26 protein-coding genes are annotated in these 25,418 nt (G+C 68.0%); 10 read left to right on the top strand and 16 right to left on the bottom strand.

The window, feature by feature from the left end; translation table 11 throughout:
* Positions 1–14 precede the first annotated feature (14 nt).
* From AB0L60_RS38130 to AB0L60_RS38120, 3 genes are read right to left on the bottom strand one after another with little or no spacing between them, the layout of a single operon-like run.
* Positions 15–1,376 (bottom strand): aldehyde dehydrogenase family protein, encoded by a 1,362-nt coding sequence (locus tag AB0L60_RS38130; RefSeq protein ID WP_364624570.1) that lies wholly within the window; start codon positions 1,374–1,376, stop codon positions 15–17.
* The gene (locus AB0L60_RS38125; RefSeq protein ID WP_364624568.1) at positions 1,373–2,116 is read right to left on the bottom strand and encodes a gamma-glutamyl-gamma-aminobutyrate hydrolase family protein; all 744 of its coding nucleotides are present in this window, start codon (positions 2,114–2,116) and stop codon (positions 1,373–1,375) included. The genes AB0L60_RS38130 and AB0L60_RS38125 overlap by 4 nt, the downstream gene beginning before the upstream one ends.
* Entirely contained in the window at positions 2,097–3,464 is a 1,368-nt protein-coding gene (locus tag AB0L60_RS38120) for a glutamine synthetase family protein (protein WP_364624566.1), read from the bottom strand. Before AB0L60_RS38120 ends, AB0L60_RS38125 begins: the two co-directional genes overlap by 20 nt.
* Positions 3,465–4,011: 547 nt before the next feature.
* Here AB0L60_RS38120 and AB0L60_RS38115 point away from each other — a divergent pair.
* Positions 4,012–4,554, top strand: a complete 543-nt coding sequence (locus tag AB0L60_RS38115; RefSeq protein ID WP_364624564.1) for an AAA family ATPase — start codon at positions 4,012–4,014, stop codon at positions 4,552–4,554.
* A 33-nt stretch (positions 4,555–4,587) separates the two neighbouring features.
* Complete coding sequence (locus tag AB0L60_RS38110; protein WP_364624562.1) at positions 4,588–4,884, top strand: hypothetical protein; 297 nt, start codon at positions 4,588–4,590, stop codon at positions 4,882–4,884.
* Positions 4,885–5,236: 352 nt separating this feature from the next.
* On the opposite strand, the gene AB0L60_RS38105 is transcribed toward AB0L60_RS38110, so the two are convergent.
* Both AB0L60_RS38105 and AB0L60_RS38100 read right to left on the bottom strand, forming a co-directional pair.
* The gene (locus AB0L60_RS38105; RefSeq protein ID WP_364624560.1) at positions 5,237–6,640 is read right to left on the bottom strand and encodes an FAD-dependent oxidoreductase; all 1,404 of its coding nucleotides are present in this window, start codon (positions 6,638–6,640) and stop codon (positions 5,237–5,239) included.
* 16 nt (positions 6,641–6,656) lie between these two features.
* Positions 6,657–7,544, bottom strand: a complete 888-nt coding sequence (locus AB0L60_RS38100) for a diiron oxygenase (protein ID WP_364624558.1) — start codon at positions 7,542–7,544, stop codon at positions 6,657–6,659.
* A gap of 447 nt (positions 7,545–7,991) precedes the next feature.
* Here AB0L60_RS38100 and AB0L60_RS38095 point away from each other — a divergent pair, with 447 nt between their 5' ends.
* Positions 7,992–8,702: a carbon-nitrogen hydrolase family protein gene (locus AB0L60_RS38095; protein WP_364624556.1), complete on the top strand. Its 711-nt coding sequence runs from the start codon at positions 7,992–7,994 to the stop codon at positions 8,700–8,702.
* Between the two features lie 289 nt (positions 8,703–8,991).
* Here AB0L60_RS38095 and AB0L60_RS38090 read toward each other — a convergent pair whose 3' ends face one another.
* Positions 8,992–9,951: a MerR family transcriptional regulator gene (locus AB0L60_RS38090; RefSeq protein WP_364624554.1), complete on the bottom strand. Its 960-nt coding sequence runs from the start codon at positions 9,949–9,951 to the stop codon at positions 8,992–8,994.
* A gap of 137 nt (positions 9,952–10,088) precedes the next feature.
* Here AB0L60_RS38090 and acpM point away from each other — a divergent pair, with 137 nt between their 5' ends.
* Positions 10,089–10,394, top strand: a complete 306-nt coding sequence (gene acpM, locus AB0L60_RS38085; RefSeq protein WP_364624552.1) for a meromycolate extension acyl carrier protein AcpM — start codon at positions 10,089–10,091, stop codon at positions 10,392–10,394.
* A gap of 43 nt (positions 10,395–10,437) precedes the next feature.
* The gene (locus tag AB0L60_RS38080; RefSeq protein ID WP_364624550.1) at positions 10,438–10,881 is read left to right on the top strand and encodes an SRPBCC domain-containing protein; all 444 of its coding nucleotides are present in this window, start codon (positions 10,438–10,440) and stop codon (positions 10,879–10,881) included.
* 360 nt (positions 10,882–11,241) lie between these two features.
* Here the strand turns inward: AB0L60_RS38080 and AB0L60_RS38075 are convergent, their stop codons facing one another.
* From AB0L60_RS38075 to AB0L60_RS38065, 3 genes are read right to left on the bottom strand one after another with little or no spacing between them, the layout of a single operon-like run.
* Complete coding sequence (locus tag AB0L60_RS38075) at positions 11,242–11,646, bottom strand: VOC family protein (RefSeq protein ID WP_364624548.1); 405 nt, start codon at positions 11,644–11,646, stop codon at positions 11,242–11,244.
* A gap of 13 nt (positions 11,647–11,659) precedes the next feature.
* Positions 11,660–13,153, bottom strand: coding sequence for a UbiD family decarboxylase (locus AB0L60_RS38070; RefSeq protein ID WP_364624546.1), 1,494 nt, complete (start codon positions 13,151–13,153; stop codon positions 11,660–11,662).
* A 17-nt stretch (positions 13,154–13,170) separates the two neighbouring features.
* On the bottom strand, positions 13,171–13,746 hold the full coding sequence (locus AB0L60_RS38065; RefSeq protein ID WP_364624544.1) for a UbiX family flavin prenyltransferase: 576 nt from the start codon (positions 13,744–13,746) through the stop codon (positions 13,171–13,173).
* A 298-nt stretch (positions 13,747–14,044) separates the two neighbouring features.
* Between AB0L60_RS38065 and AB0L60_RS38060 the strand changes: the two genes are divergently transcribed.
* Positions 14,045–14,530: a carboxymuconolactone decarboxylase family protein gene (locus AB0L60_RS38060; protein WP_364624542.1), complete on the top strand. Its 486-nt coding sequence runs from the start codon at positions 14,045–14,047 to the stop codon at positions 14,528–14,530.
* A gap of 3 nt (positions 14,531–14,533) precedes the next feature.
* Here the strand turns inward: AB0L60_RS38060 and AB0L60_RS38055 are convergent, their stop codons facing one another.
* The 5 genes from AB0L60_RS38055 to AB0L60_RS38035 form a co-directional block, all read right to left on the bottom strand.
* Positions 14,534–15,082 (bottom strand): hypothetical protein, encoded by a 549-nt coding sequence (locus tag AB0L60_RS38055; protein ID WP_364624540.1) that lies wholly within the window; start codon positions 15,080–15,082, stop codon positions 14,534–14,536.
* On the bottom strand, positions 15,079–16,200 hold the full coding sequence (locus AB0L60_RS38050) for a hypothetical protein (RefSeq protein ID WP_364624538.1): 1,122 nt from the start codon (positions 16,198–16,200) through the stop codon (positions 15,079–15,081). Before AB0L60_RS38050 ends, AB0L60_RS38055 begins: the two co-directional genes overlap by 4 nt.
* Before the next feature lie 28 nt (positions 16,201–16,228).
* Positions 16,229–16,636: a FixH family protein gene (locus AB0L60_RS38045; RefSeq protein ID WP_364624536.1), complete on the bottom strand. Its 408-nt coding sequence runs from the start codon at positions 16,634–16,636 to the stop codon at positions 16,229–16,231.
* The gene (locus AB0L60_RS38040) at positions 16,633–18,069 is read right to left on the bottom strand and encodes a hypothetical protein (protein ID WP_364624534.1); all 1,437 of its coding nucleotides are present in this window, start codon (positions 18,067–18,069) and stop codon (positions 16,633–16,635) included. The genes AB0L60_RS38045 and AB0L60_RS38040 overlap by 4 nt, the downstream gene beginning before the upstream one ends.
* 131 nt (positions 18,070–18,200) lie before the next feature.
* The gene (locus AB0L60_RS38035) at positions 18,201–18,599 is read right to left on the bottom strand and encodes a hypothetical protein (RefSeq protein WP_364624532.1); all 399 of its coding nucleotides are present in this window, start codon (positions 18,597–18,599) and stop codon (positions 18,201–18,203) included.
* A 778-nt stretch (positions 18,600–19,377) separates the two neighbouring features.
* Here AB0L60_RS38035 and AB0L60_RS38030 point away from each other — a divergent pair.
* Together AB0L60_RS38030 and AB0L60_RS38025 are read left to right on the top strand one after the other, a co-directional pair.
* Positions 19,378–19,944, top strand: coding sequence for a PadR family transcriptional regulator (locus AB0L60_RS38030; protein ID WP_364624530.1), 567 nt, complete (start codon positions 19,378–19,380; stop codon positions 19,942–19,944).
* Between the two features lie 100 nt (positions 19,945–20,044).
* Complete coding sequence (locus AB0L60_RS38025) at positions 20,045–20,671, top strand: TetR/AcrR family transcriptional regulator (protein ID WP_364624528.1); 627 nt, start codon at positions 20,045–20,047, stop codon at positions 20,669–20,671.
* Between the two features lie 3 nt (positions 20,672–20,674).
* Here the strand turns inward: AB0L60_RS38025 and AB0L60_RS38020 are convergent, their stop codons facing one another.
* Complete coding sequence (locus AB0L60_RS38020) at positions 20,675–21,607, bottom strand: alpha/beta hydrolase (RefSeq protein ID WP_364624526.1); 933 nt, start codon at positions 21,605–21,607, stop codon at positions 20,675–20,677.
* Positions 21,608–21,746: 139 nt separating this feature from the next.
* Here AB0L60_RS38020 and AB0L60_RS38015 point away from each other — a divergent pair, with 139 nt between their 5' ends.
* Together AB0L60_RS38015 and AB0L60_RS38010 are read left to right on the top strand one after the other, a co-directional pair.
* Positions 21,747–22,571, top strand: a complete 825-nt coding sequence (locus tag AB0L60_RS38015; protein WP_364624524.1) for an SDR family oxidoreductase — start codon at positions 21,747–21,749, stop codon at positions 22,569–22,571.
* Positions 22,572–22,586: 15 nt separating this feature from the next.
* Positions 22,587–23,621 carry a phosphotransferase family protein gene (locus tag AB0L60_RS38010; protein WP_364624522.1) on the top strand — a complete coding sequence of 345 codons (1,035 nt, stop codon included), beginning with the start codon at positions 22,587–22,589 and terminating at the stop codon, positions 23,619–23,621.
* Between the two features lie 31 nt (positions 23,622–23,652).
* On the opposite strand, the gene AB0L60_RS38005 is transcribed toward AB0L60_RS38010, so the two are convergent.
* The gene (locus tag AB0L60_RS38005; protein WP_364624520.1) at positions 23,653–25,317 is read right to left on the bottom strand and encodes a bifunctional 3'-5' exonuclease/DNA polymerase; all 1,665 of its coding nucleotides are present in this window, start codon (positions 25,315–25,317) and stop codon (positions 23,653–23,655) included.
* Positions 25,318–25,418: the final 101 nt, after the last annotated feature.

The raw sequence follows: 25,418 nt of genomic DNA, 5'->3' as shown, positions 1-25,418 counted from the left end.
GATGAGGGGGCGGGTTACTCGGTGGCGAGGAAGACGTTCTTGGTCTCGGTGAAGGCGCGCGCGGCGTCGGGGCCGAGTTCGCGGCCCAGGCCGGACTGCTTGAATCCGCCGAACGGCGTCCAATAGCGCACGGAGGAATGGGAATTCACCGACAGGTTCCCGGCCTCGACGCCGCGGGCCACCCGCAGCGCCCGCCCGACATCGCCGGTCCAGATGGAGCCGGACAGGCCGTAGTCGGTGTCGTTGGCGATGCGCAGGGCGTCGGCCTCGTCCTCGAAGGGCACCACCGCCACCACCGGGCCGAACACCTCCTCGGTGAGCACCCGGTCCTCGGGGCTCGACGGGAGGACGACGGTGGGGGCGAACCAGTATCCGGGGCCGTCGGGGCGGGCGCCGGTGAACGCCACCTTGGTCGACGGTTCCAGGAATCCGGCGACGCGGTCGCGGTGGGCGGCGGAGATGAGGGGGCCCATCTCGGTCGACTCGTCGGACGGATCGCCCACCCGTACGCCCTGGACCGCCGGTTCGAGCAGTCCGAGGAAGCGGTCGAAGACGCTGCGCTGCACCAGGATCCGGGAGCGGGCGCAGCAGTCCTGACCGGCATTGTCGAAGACGCCGTAGGGCGCGGTGGCGGCGGCGCGCTCGAGGTCCGCGTCGGCGAACACGATATTGGCGCTCTTGCCGCCCAATTCGAGGGTCACCCGCTTCACCTGCTCGGCGCAACCGGCCATGATCTGCTTGCCCACCTCGGTGGAACCGGTGAACACCACCTTGCGCACGGCCGGATGGGTGACGAAGCGGGCCCCGACCACCGCGCCCCGACCCGGGATCACCTGGAAGACGTCCTCGGGCAGGCCCGCCTCCACGGCGAGCTCGCCGAGCCGGATGGCGGTGAGCGGGGTGAGCTCGGCCGGTTTGAGTACCACGGTGTTCCCGGCGGCCAGCGCGGGACCGAAGCCCCAGGCCGCGATGGGCATGGGGAAGTTCCAGGGCACGATGATGCCGACCACGCCCAGCGGCTCGCAGAAGGTGATGTTCACGCCGCCCGGGACCGGAATCTGATTGCCCAGCAGGCGTTCCGGCATGCCCGCGCTGTAGTGCAGGACGTCGCGGACATTGCCGGCCTCCCAGCGGGCATTGCCGATGGTGTGGCCGGCATTGCTGACCTCGAGCCGGGCCAGCTGCTCGATCTCGGCGTCCACCGCCTCGGCGAAGCGGCGCAGCAGCCGCGCCCGGTCGCCGGGGGCGACGGCGCGCCAGCTCGCCGTCGCCCGGTGCGCGCGTTCGATGGCAGCGTCGGTGGCGGCCGTGTCGGCCGCGGCGATGGTGGCCAGCACCTGCTCGGTGGCGGGATTGACGATGTCGGTGGTTGTCACGGGGTGCGCTCCTTTCCGTACTGTGCCGCATGGTCGACCAGGGCCCGCATGAGGCGGAGGTCGGTCGGGTTCTCCTCGGGATGCCATTGCACGCCCAGCAGGAACGGGCCGTCGCGGGTCTCCGCGGCCTCGATGATGCCGTCCGCTGAGTGCCCGGTGGCGGTGAGGCCAGGGGCGAGCGTGCCGATGGCCTGATGGTGGTGACAGTGCGCCGTCGCCTCGGAGCCCACGATGTCGGCGAGGCGGCTGCCGGGAACAGTGGTCACGGCGTTGACCGTGAAGACGCCGGGGGAGCGGGAGTGGTCGGTGTGCCCGACGGCGTCCGGGACGTGCTGCAGCAGGGTGCCGCCCAGGGCGACGTTCACCAATTGCAGTCCGCGGCAGACGGCCAGGACCGGCAGGCCCGCCGCGCGGGCGAGCGCGAAGAGCCCGAACTCGGTCTCGTCGCGGTCGGGGCGCAGGCCGCCGGTGGCGGGATGCGGTGGCGCGCCGTAGCGGGCTGGATCGAGGTCCGCGCCGCCGGTGAGCACCAGGCCGTCGAGGCGGTCGACGAGCTCGGGGCGCGGAGTTCCGGTGGGCGGCAACAGGACCGGGATGCCGCCCGCGCGTTCGGTGAGGTCGACATAGGTGCGGGCCAGCACCGCGGCGTCGACGTCCCAGTGGCCGAAGCGGGTGCGTTCGGAATAGGTGGGCAAGCCGATGACGGGCCGGCGGCCGGGGTCAGAGTCGTTCGAAGCCACGGATCCGCTCCCAGTCGGTCACCGCCGCGTCGAAGGCGTCCAGCTCGACCTGCGCGGCATTGCGGTAGTGCCGCACCACCTCCGGACCGAACGCCTTCTGGGCGATCTTGCTGTCGCCGAACAGCTGCGCGGCCTCGCGCAGGGTCTGCGGGATGCGCGGGCGGTGCGAACGGTAGGCGTTGCCGTGGAACTCCGGCTCCAGCGGGAGGTGCTGCTCGATACCGTGCAGACCGGCCGCGATGGCCGCGGCGACCGCCAGATACGGGTTCACATCGCCGCCTGGGATGCGGTTCTCCAGGCGCAGCGACGGGCCGTGGCCGACGACGCGCAGGGCGCAGGTGCGATTGTCGCGGCCCCAGGCCAGGGCGGTGGGCGCGAAGCTGCCGGCCTGGAATCGTTTGTAGGAGTTGATGTTCGGGGCCAGCAGGTAGGTGAGTTCGCGCAGGCAGTCCAGCTGGCCCGCGATGAAGTGGCGCATCAGGGTCGAGGGGTCGTCGCCCTCGGCGAAGACCGGCTCGCCCGCGCTGTTGCGCAGGCTCAGGTGGATGTGGCAGGAATTGCCTTCCCGCTCATTGTATTTCGCCATGAAGGTGATGCTGCGGCCCTCCTGGGCGGCGATCTCCTTGGCTCCGGTCTTGTAGATGGTGTGGTTGTCGCAGGTGACCAGGGCTTCGTCGTAGCGGAAGGCGATCTCGTGCTGGCCGGGATTGCATTCGCCCTTGGCGGACTCGACATACATTCCGGCGCCCGACATGTCGGTGCGGATGCGGCGCAGCAGCGGTTCGATGCGGGCGGTGCCGAGCATCGAGTAGTCGACGTTGTACTGGTTGGCGGGGGTGAGGTCGCGGTAGCCGCTGCGGAAGGCGGACTCATAGGTGTCGTCGAAGACGAGGAATTCGAGTTCCGTGCCGACATAGGCGGACAGGCCGCGCTCGGCCAGGCGATCCAGCTGGGCGCGCAGCATCTGCCGGGGTGAGGCGGCCACGGGCTGCCCGGGCCGGCCGTGCGGGTCCACCTGCTCGACGTCGCAGAGCACCAGCGCGGTGCCCGGCCACCACGGCACCAGCCGCAGCGTGCCCAGGTCCGGGCGCAGCACGAAATCGCCGTAGCCGGTGTCCCAGGAGGACATCTCGTAGCCCTCGACCGTGGTCATCTCCACGTCGACGGCCAGCAGATAGTTGCACGCCTCCGTTGCCCGATCCAGTACCTCCTCCACGAAATACCGTGCCGAACAACGCTTTCCCTGCAATCGCCCCTGCATGTCGGTCATGGCCACCAGCACCGTGTCCAGCGTTCCCGCCTCGACCCGCGCCACCAGCTCCGCCACGCTCAGCATCCCGGCCCGCATTCTTGACCCCTCTCGACGTCAACCCCGCTCACGCTAGGCGAACCCGGGCTCCGTGTGTGCCCGAATACGGCAAGTGATCACCCGCGTATCCGTACCGTTTCGGAGCTGGCGGCCGGTGCCGCGCGGGCGAACGGCTCGATGCGTAGCGAAGCGCCGGCCGGCGCTGGAGGCCGGCTTCGGTGAGAATCCGCCACGCGATCGGCGCGGCGAGACCCAGGACGGTCAGGACGATCAGCAGTGCGAGGACCGTGCTCGCCGAGCACCCGCCGCCGGCTCCGCCACCGCCCCCGCCGCGTGCCAGCCGTCCCGGTTCCCGGGCTGCCCCGAGCGCCCGTCGCGAGGCCTCGGATCCCTGCCAGTGTGGAGAGTTCATCGCCGTGCCGCCTTTCCTCCCGAATATGCCGACACCGCAACAGTATTGACCGACGCGGCACGCCGAATCCGCCGAAGTACTCAGCGCCGTTACTCACGGCCGGAGAGCCGGGCGACTCGCCGGGAGCGGAAATATCGCTGCGGGCGTGGCGGCCCGTCGGTTACCGTCGGGATCATGCCCGGTCCTGGTGAATCCTCCGCCGTCTATCTGATCACCGGTATTCAGGCCGCCGGTAAATCGACCGTGGCGCAGGCCCTCGCCGAGCGGCTGCCGCGCTCGGCCCATGTGCGCGGTGACATCTTCCGGCGTTTTCTGGTGGGCGGGCGCGCCGACATGACCCCCGAGCCGAGTCCCGAAGCGCTCGAACAGCTCCGCCTGCGGCACCGCCTCGCCGCCGAGGTGGCTGACTCCTACGCGGCGGCGGGGTTCACGGCGGTGGTGCAGGATGTCGTGCTCGGCGATCTGCTGCCCTACCTGATCGGCCGGATCCGCACCGATCCGCTCTACGTCGTGGTGCTCGCCCCGAGCCCGGACGCGGTGGCGCGGCGCGAGGCCGCCCGCCCGAAGAACGCGTACGGGGCCTTCACCGTGAACGACCTGGACAGCGTCCTGCGCGCCGAAACCCCGCCCCTCGGCCTGTGGCTCGACAGCTCCGACCTCACCGTCGGTGAGACGGTCGATGCGATCCTCGCCTGTGCCCGGCCCTTGGACCGCTGACGAATGCTGCTGGGAAGCCCAACTCTGGAAGGCATGCCCGATTATCTCCGGATGGATGTGTCCAAGATGGGCCAGCTTTGGGACGAGACACAGGTGCGGAGGCTCGCCGAGCGCTACGGCTACGACCTGGCCGAGGTGGTCGTCTACGATCCGAAATCGGGCCGGCCGCCGCTGGCCCGGCTGAAGGCCCAGGCGACCCGCCTCGACGCGGAAGCGGTCATCGTTCCCGGACCTGAGCATTTCACCGACGGCAGATACCCAGCTCACTGGTCCAGCGACTGGACGTCATCACGATCCATCCCGAGGAAACTCATGCCCGCCGTGCGGTGATGCCACTTCTGTGGTCGGTCAAGCCGAGGGACCGCGATCGCTGAGGCCCGGCTCCACGCCACCTGAGCCCGACCCTCGAGGTCCGTGGCCGCCGAGACCGGCTATGTCACTCGCTGAAGTCTTCGACCACGTCGCGGATGAACGGCCGTCCAACCGTTCTGAACGTGCACTACGGCTGAGGAACTGGCGCCAAAATGCTGTTCGACAACGGCTTGTGCGGGATTGCACCGGTCGTCCGCAACTGGGCGGCCGTGCTGGCAGGTTTGGTCAGCGCGAAATGCGGCTCGGGCACAATGGATCACCTCAGCGCGTGGATGATCGTGTCGGCGTGGAGGTTTGGGTGCGAACCAGCTCACGTGGCCGTGCCCCTGTGGTGGGCCGGGCGGGTCAGATGAAGGTCGATCGCGAGTTGCTCGACTGTTTCGGCGGCGCAGACACGGTTCTCGCCGATTCCGCCGTGTGCACCGCGTTTGGCCCATCCGACGACGTACACGCCGCGCAAAGGATCCCTGGTTGCCGGAGAAATGACTCTGCCGTTTCGGTTGAGGATCTGACCGTTGTGTGTGTCGGGGAGTCCGTCGATATGTGCGGTGCGGAACCCGGTGGCACGAACCACCGTGCTGGCCAGGAACGTGTGCCCGCCGGTCGTATACACGGTCAATTCGCCGGTGTTCGTCGACTCGATGTTCGTCACGTGCTGTTCGAAGCGGAACACGACTGGCAGCCGGGTGTCGTCTCGGTCGTTCGGATCGGCGAGGTGGTCCATCGCCGATCTCAGCGGTTGGCCGGTTGCGGAGCCGGGCTCATGGTCCAGGGTTCTGGTCGTGTGTATCGACAGATTGGGCAGGGCCAGGATGTCCTGCATGGCGGGGGTGGCGAATGCGGACCGGTCTGCGCAGGCACGGGACAGAACGGTCACCTGTGTCAGTGCGGCGATGCTCGGAGATGTGCTGTGTTGGCGGGCGAGGTGTCTGATCACCTCGAGGGCGACGTTCCCGCCGCCGACGATGACGCAATGCGGCCCGAGGGGCGGCGGCTCGGTGGGGGATGGGTTGTTCACGCCGGCAAGGACATCGAGTGCGTCGTACACGCCGACGGGCAATGTCGAGTCGGATCGGGTGAGCGGGCGGGGAATCGAGGCGCCGTGCGCGAAGACCACCGCGTCGAACTGGCGGCGCAAGGCTTCGAGGGAGAGATCGCGGCCGATCTCGGTGTTGTAGACGACGTTGACCCGGTCGTCGCCGAATGGAACATCGAACAGGTTCAGCATTTCGTTCAGGCCGGTGTCGGGTGCGATGGCCGTACGTAGCAGGCCACCGAGGTGGGTGTGGCGCTCGTAGACGGTGACGTCGACGAAGCTGGACCGTCGCAACAGCTCACGAACGGTGTACATGGCGGCGGGGCCGGCGCCGACGACTGCGATGCGGGGCCGTCGACCACCGACGTTCGAAGGCCGGGGGAGAGGGGTTGTCGGTCGCCGGCCGGGTGTGGTGCGGGGCCCGGTGTTTGCGAAGTAGTCGCTGTTGCGGCGGAGATGGTGTTGTTCGGTCGCGGTGAGGGCGTGGTCGGGTTTGATCGCTGAGGTGGGGCAGGCGTCGACGCAGGCGGTGCAGTCGATGCAGGAGTTCGGGTCGATGTGCAGTGTCGGCGTGGTGGCGAAATCGGTGTCGCCAGGGCGGGGGCGGATGCAGTCGCGCGGACAGGCATTCAGGCAGGAGACGTCCTTGCAACAGTGTCCCAGGATGACGTGGGCCATAATCGCTTTCGAGAGGTCAGAGCAGGTTCGAGGCGCGGTAGATACGTCGAGCGACCCGGTTGAGCAGGCCTTCGCGGTGGAGAAACTCGATGAACGAGGCGGTGGCCGAGCGGAACATCATGCGGTGGTGCTCGTTGGCGTCGATCGCGGATTTCACCTCCGGCCAGCGCAGTCCGAGTTCTTCGTAGACGCGCCGGTTGATCAGGCTCTTGGCGACGACGTGGGTTCCGACGGCGATGGCGATCGTGCTCAGGAACCGTCGTGGCCGCGAGATGGTGGTGAGTTGGTCGCGAATGCGGCGGCGGGCGAAGGCCATGTGCCGTGATTCCTCGACGACGTGGACGTAGGAGGTGCGGCGTATCGCGTCGGCGACCGTGCCGTCTGTCATCCAGTCGCGTTGCATGGCGTCGAAGATTTCCTCCCCGGCCAGCACGATCCCGTAGGCGACCTCGTGCCAGGCGAACATCGCGAACAGCCGGCCCAGCAGTTTCTGCAGCCGGTCGTGGGGATAGAAGTGTGCTCCGATGCTGTCGACGCCCTTGATGAACATCAGCGAATGCAGGTTCTCGTCGGCGCATTCGTTGAGCAGAAACGTGATGTCGGGGCGAGCCGGGTCGGCACCGTGATTGGCGCGCAGCAGCGCGACCTGTAGTCCGACTTCGAGCCAGATCGCGATACCGAGGAACTGCGCTACTTCGCAGCGGGTCAACAGGATTCGTTGTTGTTCCGACATCGACGCCCAGATCGGGGTGTCGAACAGCGGCGACCACTGCGCGCTCATTCCATAGCGCTGATCGGCGTCGGATCCCGGCTCGTACAGCTCCGGACATCGTGGGTCGAACGATAGTCGCTGGGCCGAATGGATCAGTGTGTGGAAGAACTGATCCTGCTCGGTAGCTACCACTGCTGAACTCCTCTGCTCGGTCATGTTTCACGCTGGTTGGCGCGCGGCCGGGCTTCCTTTTTCCTCCGCCGTGTTCTCGACGGCCTGGCGAACAGGGATGGCTGTCGACGGACCTATGCCCGGAAAGGCGAGGCTCTGCGACTGCGCATCCCGCCGCGCAGACCGTCGCGCCTGGAATTCGCTGAAAGTGCCAACACTGCAAATCATTTTGGAGAGGTCAGGCTCCCCCGGCTGTGCACGCTGGGCCGTGTGCGGACGTGACGCACCGCGCAGGCCGAGGATGGTTCAGGGAGTATAGGCGTTGGTGAGGGTGGCGACGTCGTCCAGGGCGTCGAGAGTGTCGCGGATGGTTCATTTGGCGGGGGCTCAGGCCCCGGCCTTCTCCACCGTTGGTGTCCATGGCCGCGGTTTCGACCATGAAACATCGTGCGGCGTAGTCTGCGGCGCATGAGAGTTGCGGCGGCACAGTTCACTTCCGCACCTACCGATGTCCGGGCCAATATCGGACAAATGGTCAGGCTCGCTGAACAGGCAGGCGCAGACTCGGCCGAGCTGATCGTGTTTCCGGAGCTGGCGGTGACCGGATACGAATTGGCAGTCACTGCAGCCGATGAGAGCTTGTGGCTCCGCGCCGATGACCCTCGCCTGGATCCGCTGCGCACCACCGCGATAGCGACCGTTGTGAACTGCGCTGCCCCCGACCTCGACGGTCACCGTCCCGTGATCGCCACTTACGTCTACAGCGCCGCCGGCGATCTGCTCACCACCTATCACAAACAGCATTTGTTCGAGGAAGAGCAGCAGTTCTTCACCTCCGCGGACAAGGACGGCCGCTTCGAACTTCAGGGTTTACGTTTCTCCCTTGCCACCTGCTTCGACAACCACTTCCCCGACTTGGTCGACCGAATCGCCGACGATGGCTGTGACGTCCATCTGGCCAGCGCCCTGTACGGCACCGGTCGCGGCATTGCCGAACGTGCGTCGATATATCCCGGCATCGCCGACCGCGCGAACGTTTACGTTGCCCTTGCCAACCACGTGGGGCCCGCGGGCCCGGTCAACGGGTGCGGCCGCGCCGCCCTGTGGGACACCTCCGGAACCCTGCTGGCAGAGGCCGACGAGAGGACACCGATGTTCGTCGTCGCCGATATCGGCTAGCAAAGGCCACACGGCAGTGAACCGGAGTGCGAACCATCCCCGCTGCGATCGGCATTCCCGCGCACTGCCAGCGGTCGGTCAGCCGCCCGAGATGGCACCCGCCCGTTGACCTTCCATAGGCCACACCCGGCATCCCAGGGGCACCCAAGACCGCCCCGAGGACCCCGGCAATCAACATCGGGAGCTTCCGAGGGCCCGCGGCGGCCGGTTCCAACGGCGCGTCAGCGATATGAGAGTGGGCAGCCAGGTATGACGGATGGTGTCGGTGATGTGGATCAGCGTGGTGAATTCATGGGAGTGAACGCTGGTTGGGTGGCTGTGCATCGGCGACGTCGGTGGAGTGAGCCAGGGCGCTGTACAGCCAGTTGTGGGCTCGTCCGACAGTGACGCGAGGCCCGAAGAACCGTTCTGTCAGAGCCCAGTAACGGTGAATCCGGTGGTCGGAATCGGTTGCGTCGATCAGCAACTGCTCGCGGAAACGCGGGGAATCACGTTCCCCTCGTGCCTCGGCATGGGCGTTGACGAATCGGTCGAGTTCAGTGCCGGCGCGCGGTCGAACACCTTCCGCTACGAGTGGCACCACGTCCACCATCACGTTGTCCATGATGATGTACAGCGCTCGAGGGTCGCGGATCAGCTCCGGTCGACTCCGCCAGTACTGGTGTCGCACAGCACTGGTCATGTCGGGGTCGGCCACGAGAGCGGCCAATTCGGCATACGCGACAACCTCGTCGACGGACGGATCGGCTGGCGGCTCCGGGACATTCCAGCTCACCCACATATCGCTGTGGCACCGTGGTATCGGTGCGAGAATGCGCCGCCAGAACCGTACGAGGCAATCGTGCACCGCACCACTATCCTGCGCGGCGGCCAGCAACGCGAGTCGCTCGGCCCGCTGCACCGGGGCAACCGTCTCCATGGCCCGCAGTGACGCCCGCCGCCACGCCAGCGACCTGAATTCGATATCGAGCCGGGCACGTTCGACAGCGATGGCCTCTGCCATCGACAGCTCTTCCTGCAGCACGCCGGTGATCGAGTCCAGCCCGAGACCGAGCGCGCGCAACCGCCGCACCAGCAACAGTCGTTCGGTGGCGCTGTCGGCATCGAACATCCGATGCCCGCCTGCGCTGCGCTGGGATTCCAGAATGCCTTCGTCGCAGTAGAACCGGATCGTTCGCACCGGAAGTCCGGCGCTGCGCGCCAACTCCCCGATGCTCACCAGCACACCGGATCGTGTGTCATCCGTCACAACCTGTTGAACCTCCACCCCACTGGAGCTTTTAGCGTACTGGGCACTCCCCTTCGACCCCGACAGCGGAAGCCGAAGCGGTCGTGGAGGGCGAGTGGAGTACTACGCATATGTCGTCACACCGAGGAGAGTGTTTCGTGGCTACCACGCAAGAAGAAATCGTCGCCGGCATCGCGGAGATCGTCGAGGAGGTGACGGGTATCGAGGCCGCCGAGGTCGCGATCGAGAAGTCTTTCGTCGAAGATTTGGACATCGACTCGTTGTCACTGGTGGAGATCGCTGTACAGCTGGAGGACAAGTACAGCGTGAAGGTCCCCGACGAGGATCTTGCGAGCCTGAGAACCGTCGGCGACGCGGTTGCCTACGTCCAGAAGATGGAGGCCGAGAAGCCGCGGCTCGCCGCGGAAATGGAAGCGAAATACAAGGAAGGCCAGGCGAATTGAGCAGCCTGGGGACCGTTTCGCCCCTTGTCGCGGTGGTGAGCCGGTGATTGCTGATCCACAGTTGAATCCCGCCGCAGTCGAGCTCGGCAGCTTCTTCCGACAGCGACCGCACGCTGTATGGCGCGCGTTGACGGAGCCGGATCTGCTGGAGCGGTGGCTGCTTCGACCGACCGGATTCGCCGCCTCGGTCGGAACCATTTTCCGATTCACGATCCCGGACTCATCGCCCAACGAGATCAGCTGCGAGGTGCTGGCGGCTCGGCCCTGCGAGCAGTTGACCTACAGCTGGATATATCGGCAGGCCGAGTACCCCACTCGGTGGATTGTCGACTGGACGCTGCGGCCGCAGGGTCGTGGCACCCGACTTCTGCTGACGCAGACAGGTTTCGACATCGAAGACCGCCGGCAGAAGATGGTACGCAACGCCATGGAACGCAGCTGGAAGCGACTCGTCCTGCCGCGGCTCGGTGAAGTGATCCACCACTGAAAGTGCCAATGGGAGTCGGGGCTGCACACCGACGCGACGGCCAACTGCTGTCCCGGTTCTATTCATATTTCGAAAGGTCCGGAACCATGTATTTCATCTCGTTGGCGTTGGGGATGTTCGGTCCACTCCTCGTGCCCACAGGAAGCTCGAACTGTTGGATGGACAGCACCGCTTTCGCATGCTGGCCTCACGCGATTGATTCTCGCGACTGGGTGGGCCGAATTGCCGCCCGCCCAGTCGCCGACAGCCGTACGATCCTCTGCCCGTCGATGTTCCGAGGTCCCGCGCCGGCCGGTTCGGTCAGCGCGGGTAGGGGGCAGTCAGAGTGTGTCGACCTGAGGCGGCGCGGTGGGACGGGCGCTAGGCGGTCGAGCGGCGTGAGAGATCCACCACCGCGAGTTTCTCGTCCGACCACTGCACATACTCGAACAGTGTCCCGTCCGGGTTGTGCACCATCATGTTTCGCCCGGTCGGGATGTCAGCCGGAGGGGAGACGATGATGGCGCCCTGGGCGCGCAGGTTCGCTTGGAATTCCTCCAGCGAGTCCACCGATATGACGATGTCCTGCTTCGGCGCGGCCGCGAGTGCGTCGGCGGGGCCGCCGATCAGTACCAGCGGACCGATGGTTGCGATATCGAGATTGCCCTCCTCGAACCGGAAGTGCAGGTCGCACCGGAGCCCAAAGGCCTGCTCGTAATAGTCGACCGTCGCCGAGAAACGATCGCTCTCGACGCGAACGGGGGTGAATGTCTTGACGATTCGCATCGTGGTGCCTTCCCTACTTCGCCTCGGAAAACCCGTACGCCGTCCACTGCTCGAGGACGCGCTGCTGGATCTCGACGGGCCAGCCGTTTTCGAAGCTGCCCTTCACCGGTCGCTTTCCAGCGGGATAGAGGTCGGCGAGCAGGCAGTTGTAGATGACTTTCCCGGCGCTGAAGCTGTGCTGTTTCTCCGCGGACAGGTAGATGCCCAGCGGATCGGTGAGTTTGCGTTCGAAATGGAATTCACCCCGGTTCACATCGGGATGCGAGCGTGTCGCGAACGCCCACACCACCTGATCGAGATCGGTAATGTCGATATCGTCCTCGACCAGCAGGATCTTGGGCGCGTGCACCGCCGCGGGGCCACCGAGCACGACCTCCGCGACCTTGTCGACCAGTTCGTGGGAGGGCAGTCCCGAGGTCTCGTGCCAGTCCGCACGGACCGCCAGGGTCAGCCAGTGCACGGCGGCCTCGAAGTTGTACCACGCCGAGGAGATCGGCAGCCCGGCCTCGCGCAGCAGGTGCAGGATTTCGGCCGCGGCGGCGGTGCCGGTGATGGTGTCGTCCTCCTCGACCGGAGGCCCTGCCGCTACCACCGGGAGAATCGCGTTGTCCTGGTAGGTGACCGCGGTGACCTGGAAGCGCGCCTTCAGCGAGCTCACCGTTGCGTTGTACCCGGGGTACTCGTTGAACGGGCCCTCCTCGACGTCATCGTCGAGGAGGATGTGGCCCTCGACCACGATTTCCGCAGTGGCCGGAACCATCAGGTCTACCGTTTCCGCCGGTACCACCTCGATGCCCTCGCCGAAAAGCCCACCCAGATAATGGCTTTCGTCCACGCCCTGGGGCAGCGGCATACCGCTCGCGACCACCAGGCCCGGTTCGACCCCGAGTGCCACCGCGATCGGCATCGGAGTGCCTGCCTCGGTCCACATCGCCCGGATGATGCCGATCTGCTGCGACTTCGGCAACAGACAGGCCAGAGTCGACTTGTCGTGCACCATCATTCGATTGACGGACCAGTTCGTCCAGGAGCCGTCGGGCGTCTTGACGATATTGGTGCCGAAGGTCTGGAGATAGCGGCCGCCGTCATTGCCGTGGATCAATGGGGTCGGAAAGGCGAACAGGTCGATATCGTCGCCGAGCATGATGTTCTGTTTGCACGGCGCGGAGCCCGACGCCACCACCGTCGGCGGAATGCCCGGCTTGGTGCGGGCGTCCGCGAGGATGTCGACGATCTGCTGGCCGGTAGCGTCGGCAGGCAGCCCCACGGACAGTGCGAGCCGGGCGAGTTGGTGCTGCGGGGCGCTGAGTGCCGCGGGAGCGCCGAAGAGCCGGAAGCCGGTATCGGCATAGCCGGTCAGATTCGTGAAAAGTGGTGCCGGAGCTCGCAAGTCGTAGCAGCGGCGGATGATCGCGCCGACTTCGAGATTCCAGTCGACCTCCTTGTCGATGGTGTGCACCTCGCCGATCTTCTCCAGTTCGGCGATGAATTCACGCAGACTTGTCAAGTGGGTCAAGGTATTTCCTATTCTCCCCAGCGGGGCAGATCGGGCACGTCGATGCCGAGCAGGTCCAGCGCACGACCCGCGGTGTGGTCGACGATGTCCTGCACGCTCTGTGGTCGCAGATAGAAGGCGGGAACCGGCGGCATCACGATCGCCCCGGATTCGGTCGCGGCGGCCATCGCTCGCAGATGCCCGAGCGTCAGTGGCGTCTCGCGGACCATCAGCACCAGGCGCCGCCGCTCCTTCACCGTCACATCGGCGGCTCGAGTGAGCAGATTGTCGCCATTGGCGTAAGCGATCGCGGACAGGGTGCGGATCGAGCACGGCGCCACGATCATCCCCGCGGTCCGGAAAGAACCGGATGCGATTGCCGCACCGATATCGGCGGGCCGGTACGACACATCAGCCATTTCCGCGAGATCCCGTGCGCTCAGTTCCGTTTCGTAAGCGCGCGTCTGCTGACCAGCGGGCGTTACGACCAGATGCGTCTCCACACCGGCCTTCCGGGCAAACTCCAGCACCCGCATTCCGTAGCCGATGCCCGTGGCGCCGCTTATTCCCACGACCAGCCGCCGTGGCGATTCGTCGCCATTCATGACACTTCCCTATCTCACAGTTGTCGCACGCGGACGTCGTCCTCGGGCCTACCTGCACGAGGGTTCAGCCGGCGCTGGCAGTCCGCTGGCAGGCGAGTGCCTGTGGAGGCATCGGGTGTTATTGCGGCCGAGGCATATTCGGAAGCGCGTGCGTGCTCGTCGGCGCAGAGTGCCGTGATTGGCCCGGTCGTCTGCCGCAGCTGGGACATGTGGCCTGTGTCATAGCGGGGCGGTGTCACAAATCCGGGGTGGCCGGCACCTCATGGTCGTCCCACTGACGATGAAGGAGATGGACGCTATGAGTGCTCGGCTCGATATGTTCGCGAATGAGGTCGGTGCGAAGTTCGCCAAGCGGTTTGCGAATGCCAGTCTGGTGATCACGCAGTCGGAGGTGCCGAAAACGATTCAGGAGCTGGTGAGCTTGCGGGCCAGTCAGATCAATGGGTGTGGTTTTTGTACCGATGCGCACGCCAAGGAGCTGGCGGCCGCGGGAGAGCCGCCGGTTCGGATCAATCTGGTGGCGACCTGGCGGGAGGCGTCGGTGTTCAGCGAGGCGGAACAGGCGGCGCTGGCCTTCGCCGAGGAGGGCACCAGGCTGGCGGATGCCCACCTCGGGGTCTCCGACGAGACCTGGGCGCAGGTTCGGAAACACTACGACGACAACCAGACCGCGGCGCTGGTGGCGTTGGTGGCCATGATCAACGCCGCCAACCGGCTCGGTGTCATCCTGCATCAGCAGGGTGGGTCCTATGAGCCGGGCATGTTCGCCGGGGCCATCGACTGACCGTCAGGCGGGCTGCGGGGCCGTGACCGGTCGGCGGCTGCGGCGCCAGGCGTAGGCGAGGAAGGCGATCAGGCCGATCAGCGGGATCGTGCTGACGGCCCAGCTCACACCCAGCGGGGGACCGGGCTGCTGGAGAACCGGGAGGTTCGCCAGATCGCCTTCACCGCGGCCCTGGGGGCCGTCGATCACGAAGTGGAAGGTCCACGCGCCCTGCTCATCCAGGGAGCGCACGTCCAGGCCCCAGACGTCGCGCTTGCGCGGGTGCCGCGACAGCGGTTCGGCGCGGCGCACCTTGCCGTTGGGCTGGTACTCGGTGAGCGTGCCGGTCTTGTCCTCGATGCCCCCGTCGGGGATGAAGGTGAAGTCCAGCGATTGCATTGCGCGCAAAGGCCATTCGCTGAACCCCACGGTCAGCGAGTAGGGCCCGGCCTGCACGTGCTCGGTGTGCACGATATTGACGGGCTGATACGCCGACGCCGTCGCGGCGGTGCCCGCGGTCAGTCCGAGAATCGCGAGAATCGTTGCGGCGGTGGCGAGTAGACGGTTGATCATGCACTGACCTTCTCGGACGGGGCGGACAGCCGCAGCATGTCGCCGAAGCGCCAGCCCAGGTAGCCGCCGAGTGCGCCCAGCAGCGCGGCCGCGACCGTGGTGGCGATGATGACGGAGGCGTGCGAGAGGCGGGCATCGTAGATGATCACCTGCTGCACGGGATTGAACCCGCCGATGATCGCCCCGCCGAGCCCACCGGCCAGCGCGGGCAGCAGACGCGCCGGGCTGTCGGTGCGCCGCAGCAGCAGATCGATCACGATGCCCACCGGGATCAGGCAGAACGGAATGAGCGCCGGGGTCGCCGGAATGCCCCGGATGTGTTCGCGCATGGGCAATCCCACGAAATCGGCGTACGCGCGCGCCGCCCACGGCGCGAACCACCAGAACACGCCCTGGATCGCCGAGGAGAACACGGCGGTGACGGTCGCGCCCCACCGCTGGAATCCCGCACCCACGACCATCAGCAGAATCACCATGAACGCGGTGACCGCGACCGTCCACCGCACGGTCCCGGTGCTCAGCCGCTGCACCGCCAGCGCGGTGACGGTGCTCGAGGTCGCCAGGTGCGCCAGCGCGAACAGCGCGCCCAGGCGCCCCCACCGATGGGCCCGCGCCGCCCCGAACACGATCACCGTGCCCACCGAGATCACCGTGCTGGACAGGAACAGCCCGATGTGCGGCGGCGAGTCGATGATCGCGTCGAACCCGTAGAGGCTGTGCCACCACAGATCCCACAGTCCGTACAGCAGGAACGACGCCGCACCCAGCGCCGCCACCATGTATCCGAGCGGCGCGGTGAACGTCCGCCCGAACACGCTGATGCCGGGTCCGCCCAGCTCACCGTCCACCCGTCGCCCAGCCCGGCCCGCGGCCGAGGTGACGAGAATGACCGTGAGACCGGTGAATCCGGCGATCGCCGCACTGGCGTAGATGAACAGGTGCGGCAGCGTGAAGAAGGTGTCGGGCCCGACATCGGAGTGCCACTGGATGTCCCAGGTCGATCCGACGGCGAAGGTCATGCTGGCCGCGAACAGGATGGCCGCGGGGAGCCAGGGGCGGATGGTGATCGGTGCGGTCGCCTCGGCGGTGAGCCCGCGACCGTTGGCGGTGAGGTCCATGGTCTGCTCCTGATCCCTTTCCTTCGATTCAGTTGGCCTGGACGGAGAAGGTGGCGCTGCCGGATCCCGGTGCGCCGGACAGTTTCACGGCGATCTCCCACTGCCCCGGCATGGGCAGCGTCACGGTCGCCCGGTAGTGCCCGGGCGTGACGATCGCGGCGGTGCTCGGCGGGAGCGCGTGGCCCATCTGCGGCATGGCGGGCTCCACCGAGACGCGATCCGGGGTGGCGGCGGTGCCGTGCTGGTCGGTGATGTCGAGGTCGACGGTGTTGTCGCCGGTGTGCGGCGATCCACCGGAGACGTTGAGCTGCACCTGGTAGGGCCCGGCGGCACTGCGCGGCACCGGTTTCGCGCTGCCGGACGGCCACAACCACCAGGTCAGCAGCGCGGCCACCAGCACGAGGATCGCCGCGATCAGTCCTGTCCGCCTGGTCATTGCGGAACCCCCGCTCGGACGTCGACCGTGGTCGGAATGGTCATGACGGAATAGCCGCGCTCGGCCTGCGCCCACACCAGATATCGGCCGGGCAGCGGAAAAGTGAAGGTGAAGGCCACATTCGGGCCGTAGGCGGCGACGGTCTCGTCCGGTGGCTGGGCGCCGACGGCCGGCATCGGGGCCATGGCGTGAGCGTGCGCCCAGATCGGCGCCGTCGCCGCGGACGTCCCGGCGGACACGCCATCCGGCAGCGGGCCGACCGCGATGAGATGGCCGATCATCCCCAGCCAGGGCTGTAGATCCGCGGCACCGCCGTAGGCCGCGCTGAGGGTGACGGGTTCGCCCGCGATCGCCTCGGTGGTCGTCAGAGTTGTCCCGCTCGGTGCGGGATCGGCCGCGCCGGAACCGGATCGACCGCCGACGTGCATCGCGGACCGTAGCAACTGCACACCCCCGCCGCGCCGGGCGATCTCCGCCGCGACCGCGTAGTCGCCGGACTCCCCGAGCCCCAGGCCGACCCGGTACTCCCCGGGCGCGGTGCGGATCGGATGCCGATGCCAGAACGTTCCGGACGGCCCGACCACCATGAGGTGCAGCAGCGCGTCATCGGTGACCAGCAGATCGTCCACGGGCCGCCCCGTCGCCGAATCGGTCAGCGACAGCTGGACTTCCGTCGATTGCCCCGCTGCCGCAGGCTGCGCACGCACGGTCAGATTCACCGGCGGCCGTGAATAATTCGTGGTGAGCGGCAGATCGCGTTCGGGGAACGGATTGCCGATATTGCCGGACGTGGGATCGAGCAGGCTGCCCGCCGGCCGTGGCTGCGGCGCACGCGAGGACAGCACCGCCCCCGTGCTCCCGACCGTCAGCGCGGCGATGAGCGCGCCCACCGGAATCAGTGTCGGCCAGCCTCTTTTCGAGAAGAGAGCGGCACCCAGCGCGACCAGTAGCAGCACACCCGCCGCGAAGAAGCCACCGTAGGCGGCCCGCTCCCACGGCGTCACCACGCGCGCGGCGACGAGGAACGGAATCCGGGCGGTCCGTTCGCCGTCCGAGACCGACAGCTCCCATGGCCCGGCATGATCCACCCGCAGCGTCGTCGCATACAGCCCCGGCCGATCCGCGAGTTCGACCGTGCCCGAGGAGGTCTCGCCACCCTGATCGACCGGCGCGGCGCTGACCGTCAGCGCCCCGGCAGCCGATCCCGCATGGCTCACCACCTCGACGCGCAGCGGTCCCGGCTCGGCCCGCCGGATCACCACCGTGAGCTCGCGCGCCCCCAGCGATTGCGCCACCGTCAGATCACCCCCGCTCGCCGCGCCATCGGCCCGGGCGTCGGGCGCGGTCGCGAAATCCCACCCCAGCAGGAACGCGCAGAGCACGCCCACCACCAGGCATGCGCCGCGCAGGCGAACGATCAACGGCGGCTGCACTGTTCCGAAGCTACCGAAAAACCACCGTCCGGAAATCCCACCCGCGGGGGATGTGTTCTCAGGGTGCGGTCAGGGTAGGGTGCTCGGGTCCGCTGGGACGGGTTGCCCCATGGTGGGAGTCGTTCTTCCGGCTAGGCCAAGGCGTTCCGGAGCCAGCTGGGCCCGGCCGTCGTCGCTCCGAGCGCCTCGACCCGGGCCCGCAAACCACGATCGGCCGTCACCACGAGCACCGAACCCGCCCGGGCCCCGGCCTTTCCGGCCCCGGCCGCGACCACCTCGACGATGGCGTCGTCCCCGGAACCGTCCGCGAGTACCACCCGCAGTTCGGCCCCCGCGCTGCCGGCAGCGGCCTTGGCGGCCCCTTCGAGCACCACGACCACGTCCGTCACCCCGGGCAGCCGCTCCCGCAGCGGACCCAGCTCCGCGAGCAACCGCCGCGCCGCCCCGGCCCGATCCCGCCACCACCCATCCGGCCGCGAACCCACCACGTTGGCCGCGTCCACCACAACCACCAGCCCGGCATCCTCCACCGCTTCAGTCTCCACCGCCGGCGCCGAACCGCCGCGGCCAGGTGCACAGCGGCCCGTGGCCGGTGGCCCGCCAGGAATGGCGGCATCATCGCGCCGTCGAGGCCGTGCAGCCGGAATGTCTTGGCGGACATGGTTTCTTCGAGCACGGCGTCCACCCGCAACAACAGCCGCTTGGGGTGATAGGCGTCCACGGTGGCGCGGGCTTCCGCGCTGTGGTCGCGGGTTTCGGGCAGGCGGGACTCGATCTCGTCGAGAATGCTTGCCGTGCCTTCGAATCGGGACCCCGTCCTCGAGCAGCACCCCGAGCACTCGCCCGCCCGCGGTGAGAATCGTCTCGACCCCGGTGTTGAACCGCACCTGCCCGCCCGCAGGAATGAGTCGAGGATCGCCGCCGACATGGCCTGCGACCCGCCGCGCACATGCCACGGCTTGAACTCGACGTAGGCGAACAGCGTCAGCGCCAGATCACACGCCCACCCCGGAGACCTGGTGCAGCGCCACCTCGAACTCGAATCGCCCGCGCCGGAACGAGGTTCCGCAGCCGCCGGGCACATTGTGTGGCTCCACCAGTAGTGTCCGCCCGCGCGCTGCAGCGTGGCCGCGGCGGTCAGTCCGGCATTGCCCGCGCCGAAGACGATGGCGTCGTAGTCGTGCATTCCACCTTCAATAGTCAATTAATTGCATAGGTAATTTGCAACGTGGTCGTAAAAAATTGCGGTGTGTCTATGGAGAACTAGACAATAAATTGAATAATCGCCGATGCTGGTAGCCTGAGCGTATGGCGCTACGCAACGCGGTTCTGGCCACTCTGCTGGAGGGGGAGGCATCGGGCTACGACCTGGCCAAGGGCTTCGACGCCTCGGTCGCCAACTTCTGGCTGGCCACCCCGCAGCAGCTCTACAAGGAGCTCGAGCGCATGGCCGCCGAGGGTCTCATCGAGACCCGCGTCGTCGAGCAGGAGCGCCGCCCCAACAAGCGCCTGCACTCCATCACCCCGGCCGGGCGGGCGGCGCTGCACGCGTTCATCGCCGAGCCCTCCAAACCGACCGCCATCCGCGACGAGATGATGGTGAAGGTCCAGGCCATGGAGGCCGAGGACGCCCCCGCGGTGCGGGCGGCCGTCGCCGAGAAACTGGAGTGGTCGAAGGCGAAACTGGCCCGCTACGAACGACTGCGCGGCCGCCTGCTGGACGGGCGCAGCGAGCAGGCCTACCTCGCCGAGGTCGACCGCATCGGCCCGTACCTGAGCCTGCTGCGCGGAATCGCCTTCGAGCAGGAGAACATTCGATGGGCCGAGTTCGCGCTGCCGGCCATCGACCGGCGCATCGCCGCACACTCGCGGTAACCGGTCACCCGCGGTCGGGGGCCGTGCCGGTTGATACGGTGTCCGCCTGGAAAGTTGTCCGCGAAACGACAGGTAGTGATCAGCGTTGGCGTCCGAATCGATGACAGGCGAGGGTGAATCCCGCCGTACCGCCCCGCCCACCCGGCGCGGGCAGCGCACGCGCGGTGCCCTCATCGCCGCCGCGCGTGAGGTCTTCGAACGCGACGGCTACCTCGACGCCAAGATCGCCGACATCTCCAAGACCGCCGGCATGGCGTCGGGCTCCTTCTACACCTACTTCGACAGCAAGGACGAGATCTTCGCGGCCCTGGTCGAGCAGGTCTCGGAGGAGATGCTGCACCCGCACGTGCGCGAGCGCAGCGGGATCACCGACACCCGGGCGCTCATCGAGGCCGCCAATCGCGACTACCTGCTGTCCTACAAGCGCAATGCCCGCCTGATGGCGCTGTTCGAACAGGTCGCCCACATCGACGAGAACTTCCGCCGCCTGCGCGTCGAGCGCGGCAAGGCGTTCGCGCAGCGCAATGCCCGGATGATCCGCGGGCTGCAGGAGTCCGGGCAGGCCAGCGCCGATCTGGATCCGATGATCACCGCGCACGCGCTCTCGGCCATGGTGAGCCGCATGGCGTACATGGTTTACGTTCAGAAGCAACGGATTCCGTTCGAGAAGCTGGTGACGACGCTGACCCAGCTGTGGGTGAACGCGCTGCAGTTGCAGGCCGAATAGCGCTCAGTCGAGCCCGCGCGCGAAGTCGATCAGCGCGGCATTGACCTCGGCGGGCCGTTCCTGCTGAATCCAGTGCCCCGCACCCTCGAGGACAACCGTGCCGCGCAGATCGCTGAGCAGCGCCGACATCTTCTGCATGGGTGTGAACCGGATGACCGGATCGGTGGATCCGGCGATGAACAGCGACGGCTGGGCGATCTTCACGCCCTCCAGATGCGCGGTCCGCTCCCAGGTGCGGTCCAGATTGCGGTAGTAGTTGAGCCCGCCGGTGAACCCGGTGGCGGTGAAAGTCTCGACGTAGTACTCGAATTCGGGTTCGCTGAGCCATTCCGGCAGCGGCGGCTCGGGGGTGGTGGTGTCCAGGAACGTGGCGGCGCTCATGATGTCGTCCTGCAGCAGCGTGCGCCGCGGGTCCGCGGCCAGCACCGCGTCGGCGACCCCGGGTTCCTGGAACCACACCATGTAGAAGTCCGCACCCAGCCGCGCGCGCATGATCGACAGCGGCGGCCCGGACGACCGCGGGGTCGCGGGGACGCTCAGCCCCGCCACCGCCCGCACCCGCTCCGGATACTCCCGGGCCATATGCCACACCACCGACGCGCCCCAGTCGTGGCCGACGAAGATGGCGTCCTCCAGCTCGTAGGCGTCGAGCAGCCCGGCCAGATCCCCGCACACCGTGAGCATGTCGTACTCCTCGACCCGCTCGGGCCGCGAGCTGCCGCCGTAGCCGCGCATATCCGGGGTGAGCGTCCGGAACCCGGACTCGGCCAGTGCGAAAACCTGATGCCGCCACGAGAATCCGAGCTCGGGAAACCCGTGGCAGAACACCACCGGCGCCCCCGCGCCGTGCTCGACCACCCGCAGCTCGATGCCATTGGCCGCCACCTGCGCGCTGCCCAGCCGCTTCCACTCGTCCACCAGATGTGCTGTCCGCATCGGTTGTTCACCTCTCGCCGCCGGGCCGGTTGACGCCGGACGGGTCATGAACTTGAATCCGACGTAGGTTTCATATTCCATCAGCCGGCGCCTCCGATCCACCCGGGTCGGGTGCCGACACGGGCCGTAGGGAGCACACGTGCAGGTCGCGGGTAGGAACGCCATTGTCACCGGAGGCGGTGGCGGCATCGGCGGGGCCATCGCCGCTCGGCTGGTGCGGGCCGGGGCGCGGGTCGTCGTCGCCGACCTGAACGGCGAGGCCGCCGCGGCGGTCGCGGCGGCGCTGAACGCGGAGTTCCCGGGCACGGCCGTGGCGGTCGGGGCCGATGTGTCCGACACCGCCCGCATCGAGGAGCTCATCGCCCGCGCCGAGGCCGAATTCGGGCCGGTCGACCTGTATTTCGCCAATGCCGGCGTGATCGGGCCGGTCGGTCTCGGGGACGAGAAGGACTGGGACGCCACCCTCGACGTCAACCTCAATGCCCACATCCGCGCGGCGCGGCTGCTGGTCCCCGGCTGGGTGGAACGCGGCGAGGGCTACTTCGTCAGCACGGCGTCGGCGGCGGGCCTGCTGACCCAGATCGGTTCGGCCGCATACGCGGTCACCAAGCACGCGGCCGTGGGGTTCGCCGAATGGCTGTCGGTCACCTACGGCGACCAGGGCGTCCGGGTCAGCTGCCTGTGCCCGATGGGCGTGGAGACCCCGCTGCTGCGGGCGGGGGAGAACTCCGGGGACGCCATCGGCATGGCCGCGACGCGGGCGGTCACCTCGGCCGGTGCGGTGCTGACCCCCGATGCGGTGGCCGAGCTGGTCATGGCCGCGCTGGACGACGAACGGTTCCTCATCCTGCCCCACCCGGAGGTGCTCGACATGTACCGTCGCAAGGGCGCGGACTACGACCGCTGGCTGGCGGGCATGCGGCACTATCAGGCGCGGCTGCTGGACAGCGGCGACGGCCACTGAGCATCGGGGAGACACATGAGCGACGATCAGCGGCCCGGCGAACTACCCGGCCTGGATCTCGAGCGACTCGCGGTGTGGCTGGCCGACACTCGGCCGGGCCTGGTGACCGGTCCACTGCGCGGCCGGTTGATCGCGGGCGGGAAGTCCAATCTCACCTATGAGATCAGCGACGGCGAGTCGGCGTGGATCCTGCGGCGGCCGCCGCTGGGGCACGTGCTCGCCACCGCGCACGACATGGCCCGCGAGCACCGGGTGATCGCCGCGCTCGCGGACACCGCCGTGCCGGTGCCCGCCACCTACGCGCTGTGCCAGGACGACGACATCATCGGTGCGCCTTTCTATGTCATGGAACGGATCGCCGGCACGCCCTACCGGACCGCGGCCGAACTGGCGCCGCTCGGCGCCGACCGGACCCGGGTCATCACCACCGGCCTCATCGACACGCTGGCCGCCCTGCACACCGTCGACCCGGGCGCGGTCGGGCTGGCGGACTTCGGGCGGCCGGACGGATTCCTGGAGCGGCAGGTACGGCGCTGGAAGAAGCAGCTCGACGCCTCCTACAGCCGGGACCTGCCCGCCGCCGTCGAACTGCACGATCTGCTCGCGAAGAACCTGCCCGAGCAATCGGCTACAGGCATCGTGCACGGCGACTACCGGCTCGACAATGTGCTCGTCGACGCCGAGGACCGGGTCGCGGCCGTCATCGACTGGGAGATGGCCACACTCGGCGATCCGCTCACCGATATCGGCCTGCTGCTGGTCTATCAGCGCATGAGCGGCAGCGTCATGCCCGGGGTCAGCGATGTCGCGCTCGCGCCCGGCTATCCGGTCGAATCCGAAGTGCTGGAACGCTATTCGAATGGCACGGGCCGCGATGTGTCCGAGATCGGGTTCTATATCGCGCTGGCGTCGTTCAAGCTGGCGGTGATCAGCGAGGGCATCCACTTCCGTCACATTCACGGCCAGACCGTGGGACCCGGCTTCGAGCACATGGGTGAGGCGGTCGAGCCGCTGCTGGCCGCGGGGCTGTCCGCGCTGCGCACGCCGTAGGGGCGAAACCCGCAGCGCTGCCGGGGATTTCCTACTTCGCGTCCGCGTAGCACTCCACGATCGCGGTGGTGAAGGGGAAGCGGACCGGTGTCGGGCCGAAAGCCAGCTCTCCGGCGGTGTCGGCGGCGGCGGTGATCGCCTCGGCGACCGCGGCCGCCTCTTCCTCCGGGCAGTGCACGATGACCTCGTCGTGCTGGAAGAAGACCAGCTCGGCGCGCAGTCCCGCAGTGTGCATCGCATGGCGCAGGCCCGCCAGCACCAGCAGGGTCCAGTCGGCGGCACTGCCCTGCACGACGAAATTCCTGGTGAAGCGACCACGAGCCCGGGCCCTCGGGGTGGAGCTGTACCTGGTGGTGGCCCCATCCTCGGTGTCCGCCTCGTCGAATGACGTCGCGGGCGCGCAGGTGCGGCCGAACCACGTGCGCACCAGGCGGCTCTCCTCCCCGGCGGCCGCCGCGTCGTCGACATAGGCCACCGCGTCCGGATAGCGGCGGCGCAGCTCGGCCATGTGGGTGAGTGCGTCGCCCGAGGTTTGGCCGTAGATCGCGCCCAGCATGGCGACCTTGGCCTGGGCGCGGTCGCCGCCGAACGCGCGGGCCGCGAGGTCGGCGTAGAGATCCTCACCCCGGCCCGCCACCTCCATCAACCCGGGATCGCGGGAGATGGCGGCGAGCACGCGCGGCTCCATCTGATCGGCGTCGGCGACCACCAGCCGCCAGCCCGGGTCGGCGCGGATCGCGCGGCGCACCACCTTCGGAATCTGGAGTGCGCCACCGCCATTGGTGGTCCAGCGGCCGGTCACCGTGCCGCCCGGCAGATACTCGGGACGGAAGCGGCCGTCGTGCACCCACTGGTCGATCCAGGACCAGCCGTGCGCGGTGTACAGGCGGTAGAGCGACTTGTAGGCCAGCAGCGGCGCGACCGCCGGGTGGTCGATCTCCCGGAGCTCCCATTTTCTGGTGGAGGACAACGAGATTCCCGCCCGCCCGAACGCTCGGATGATGTCCTGTGGCAGGTCCGGGCGGACCCGCACCCCGCCGAAGGCCCGCGACACCTCCTCGGCCAGCTCCGCCATGCGCCGTGGTTCCGCGGTACCGGAAATGCGTTCTCCGAGCATGGAATCGAGCAGTTCCCGGTGCAGGTCGGCGCGCCAGGGGATCCCGGCCCGCGACATCTCGGCGGCCACCAGCAGGCCCGCCGACTCCGCGGTGAGCAGCAGGTGCATGCGGTGCGGGTATTCCGCCGCGGCCGTGCGGGCGACCTGTCCCGCGTACACCTCCAGCAGTGCGGTGAACTCGTCGGTCCCGGATGGCAATGGCACCGGGCCGGATTCGAACAGGGTCGGCTGGGTGTCGGCGGCCCGCGCGGGCGCGTCCTCCGGCACGGGGAGCCGATGCAGCCGGGCCCAGGCCGCCGCCAGCGAACGGGCCTGCCCGGATTGGCCCTCCTCGTGCCCGATCAACAGCGACTCCGCCGCCTCCACGTCGTAGCAGCGATCCACCCGCACGCCCGCCTCGAGCAGCCGCCGATAGGTTCCGGCGGTCGAGCGCCACACCCACCGCTCGGCCTCCGGACGCGAGCGCACGGCCTCGGCCAGCGAGGACTCCTCGACCACCGGACCCGCGGGCCGACCGGCCCGATCCAGCGGGCACACCCGTACCCCGCCGTCACCCGTCTCCGCCACCGCCCATCGCATACCGATGAGTCTGGCAGTGGGCACAGACAAGTGAGTCCGGCAGTGACCCCTTCGTGCGTGCCTTCTCCGGTGCGATCCGCGCGATCGACTCCCATCCCGCG

It is taken from the genome of Nocardia sp. NPDC051981, assembly GCF_040680715.1.
Classification (GTDB): Bacteria; Actinomycetota; Actinomycetes; order Mycobacteriales; family Mycobacteriaceae; genus Nocardia.
This window is presented reverse-complemented; position numbering and strand designations above follow the sequence as displayed.

What these genes read in the sequence shown, in the direction of transcription:
- AB0L60_RS38120 (WP_364624566.1), bottom strand. Translation starts at nt 3,464, where the DNA reads ATGCGGGCCGGGATGCTGAGCGTGGCGGAGCTGGTGGCGCGGGTCGAG.
- AB0L60_RS38115 (WP_364624564.1), top strand. Translation starts at nt 4,012, where the DNA reads ATGCCCGGTCCTGGTGAATCCTCCGCCGTCTATCTGATCACCGGTATT.
- AB0L60_RS38110 (WP_364624562.1), top strand. Translation starts at nt 4,588, where the DNA reads ATGCCCGATTATCTCCGGATGGATGTGTCCAAGATGGGCCAGCTTTGG.
- AB0L60_RS38105 (WP_364624560.1), bottom strand. Translation starts at nt 6,640, where the DNA reads ATGGCCCACGTCATCCTGGGACACTGTTGCAAGGACGTCTCCTGCCTG.
- AB0L60_RS38095 (WP_364624556.1), top strand. Translation starts at nt 7,992, where the DNA reads ATGAGAGTTGCGGCGGCACAGTTCACTTCCGCACCTACCGATGTCCGG.
- AB0L60_RS38075 (WP_364624548.1), bottom strand. Translation starts at nt 11,646, where the DNA reads ATGCGAATCGTCAAGACATTCACCCCCGTTCGCGTCGAGAGCGATCGT.
- AB0L60_RS38065 (WP_364624544.1), bottom strand. Translation starts at nt 13,746, where the DNA reads ATGAATGGCGACGAATCGCCACGGCGGCTGGTCGTGGGAATAAGCGGC.
- AB0L60_RS38060 (WP_364624542.1), top strand. Translation starts at nt 14,045, where the DNA reads ATGAGTGCTCGGCTCGATATGTTCGCGAATGAGGTCGGTGCGAAGTTC.
- AB0L60_RS38055 (WP_364624540.1), bottom strand. Translation starts at nt 15,082, where the DNA reads ATGATCAACCGTCTACTCGCCACCGCCGCAACGATTCTCGCGATTCTC.
- AB0L60_RS38050 (WP_364624538.1), bottom strand. Translation starts at nt 16,200, where the DNA reads ATGGACCTCACCGCCAACGGTCGCGGGCTCACCGCCGAGGCGACCGCA.
- AB0L60_RS38045 (WP_364624536.1), bottom strand. Translation starts at nt 16,636, where the DNA reads ATGACCAGGCGGACAGGACTGATCGCGGCGATCCTCGTGCTGGTGGCC.
- AB0L60_RS38030 (WP_364624530.1), top strand. Translation starts at nt 19,378, where the DNA reads ATGGCGCTACGCAACGCGGTTCTGGCCACTCTGCTGGAGGGGGAGGCA.
- AB0L60_RS38025 (WP_364624528.1), top strand. Translation starts at nt 20,045, where the DNA reads ATGACAGGCGAGGGTGAATCCCGCCGTACCGCCCCGCCCACCCGGCGC.
- AB0L60_RS38020 (WP_364624526.1), bottom strand. Translation starts at nt 21,607, where the DNA reads ATGCGGACAGCACATCTGGTGGACGAGTGGAAGCGGCTGGGCAGCGCG.
- AB0L60_RS38010 (WP_364624522.1), top strand. Translation starts at nt 22,587, where the DNA reads ATGAGCGACGATCAGCGGCCCGGCGAACTACCCGGCCTGGATCTCGAG.
- AB0L60_RS38005 (WP_364624520.1), bottom strand. Translation starts at nt 25,317, where the DNA reads ATGCGATGGGCGGTGGCGGAGACGGGTGACGGCGGGGTACGGGTGTGC.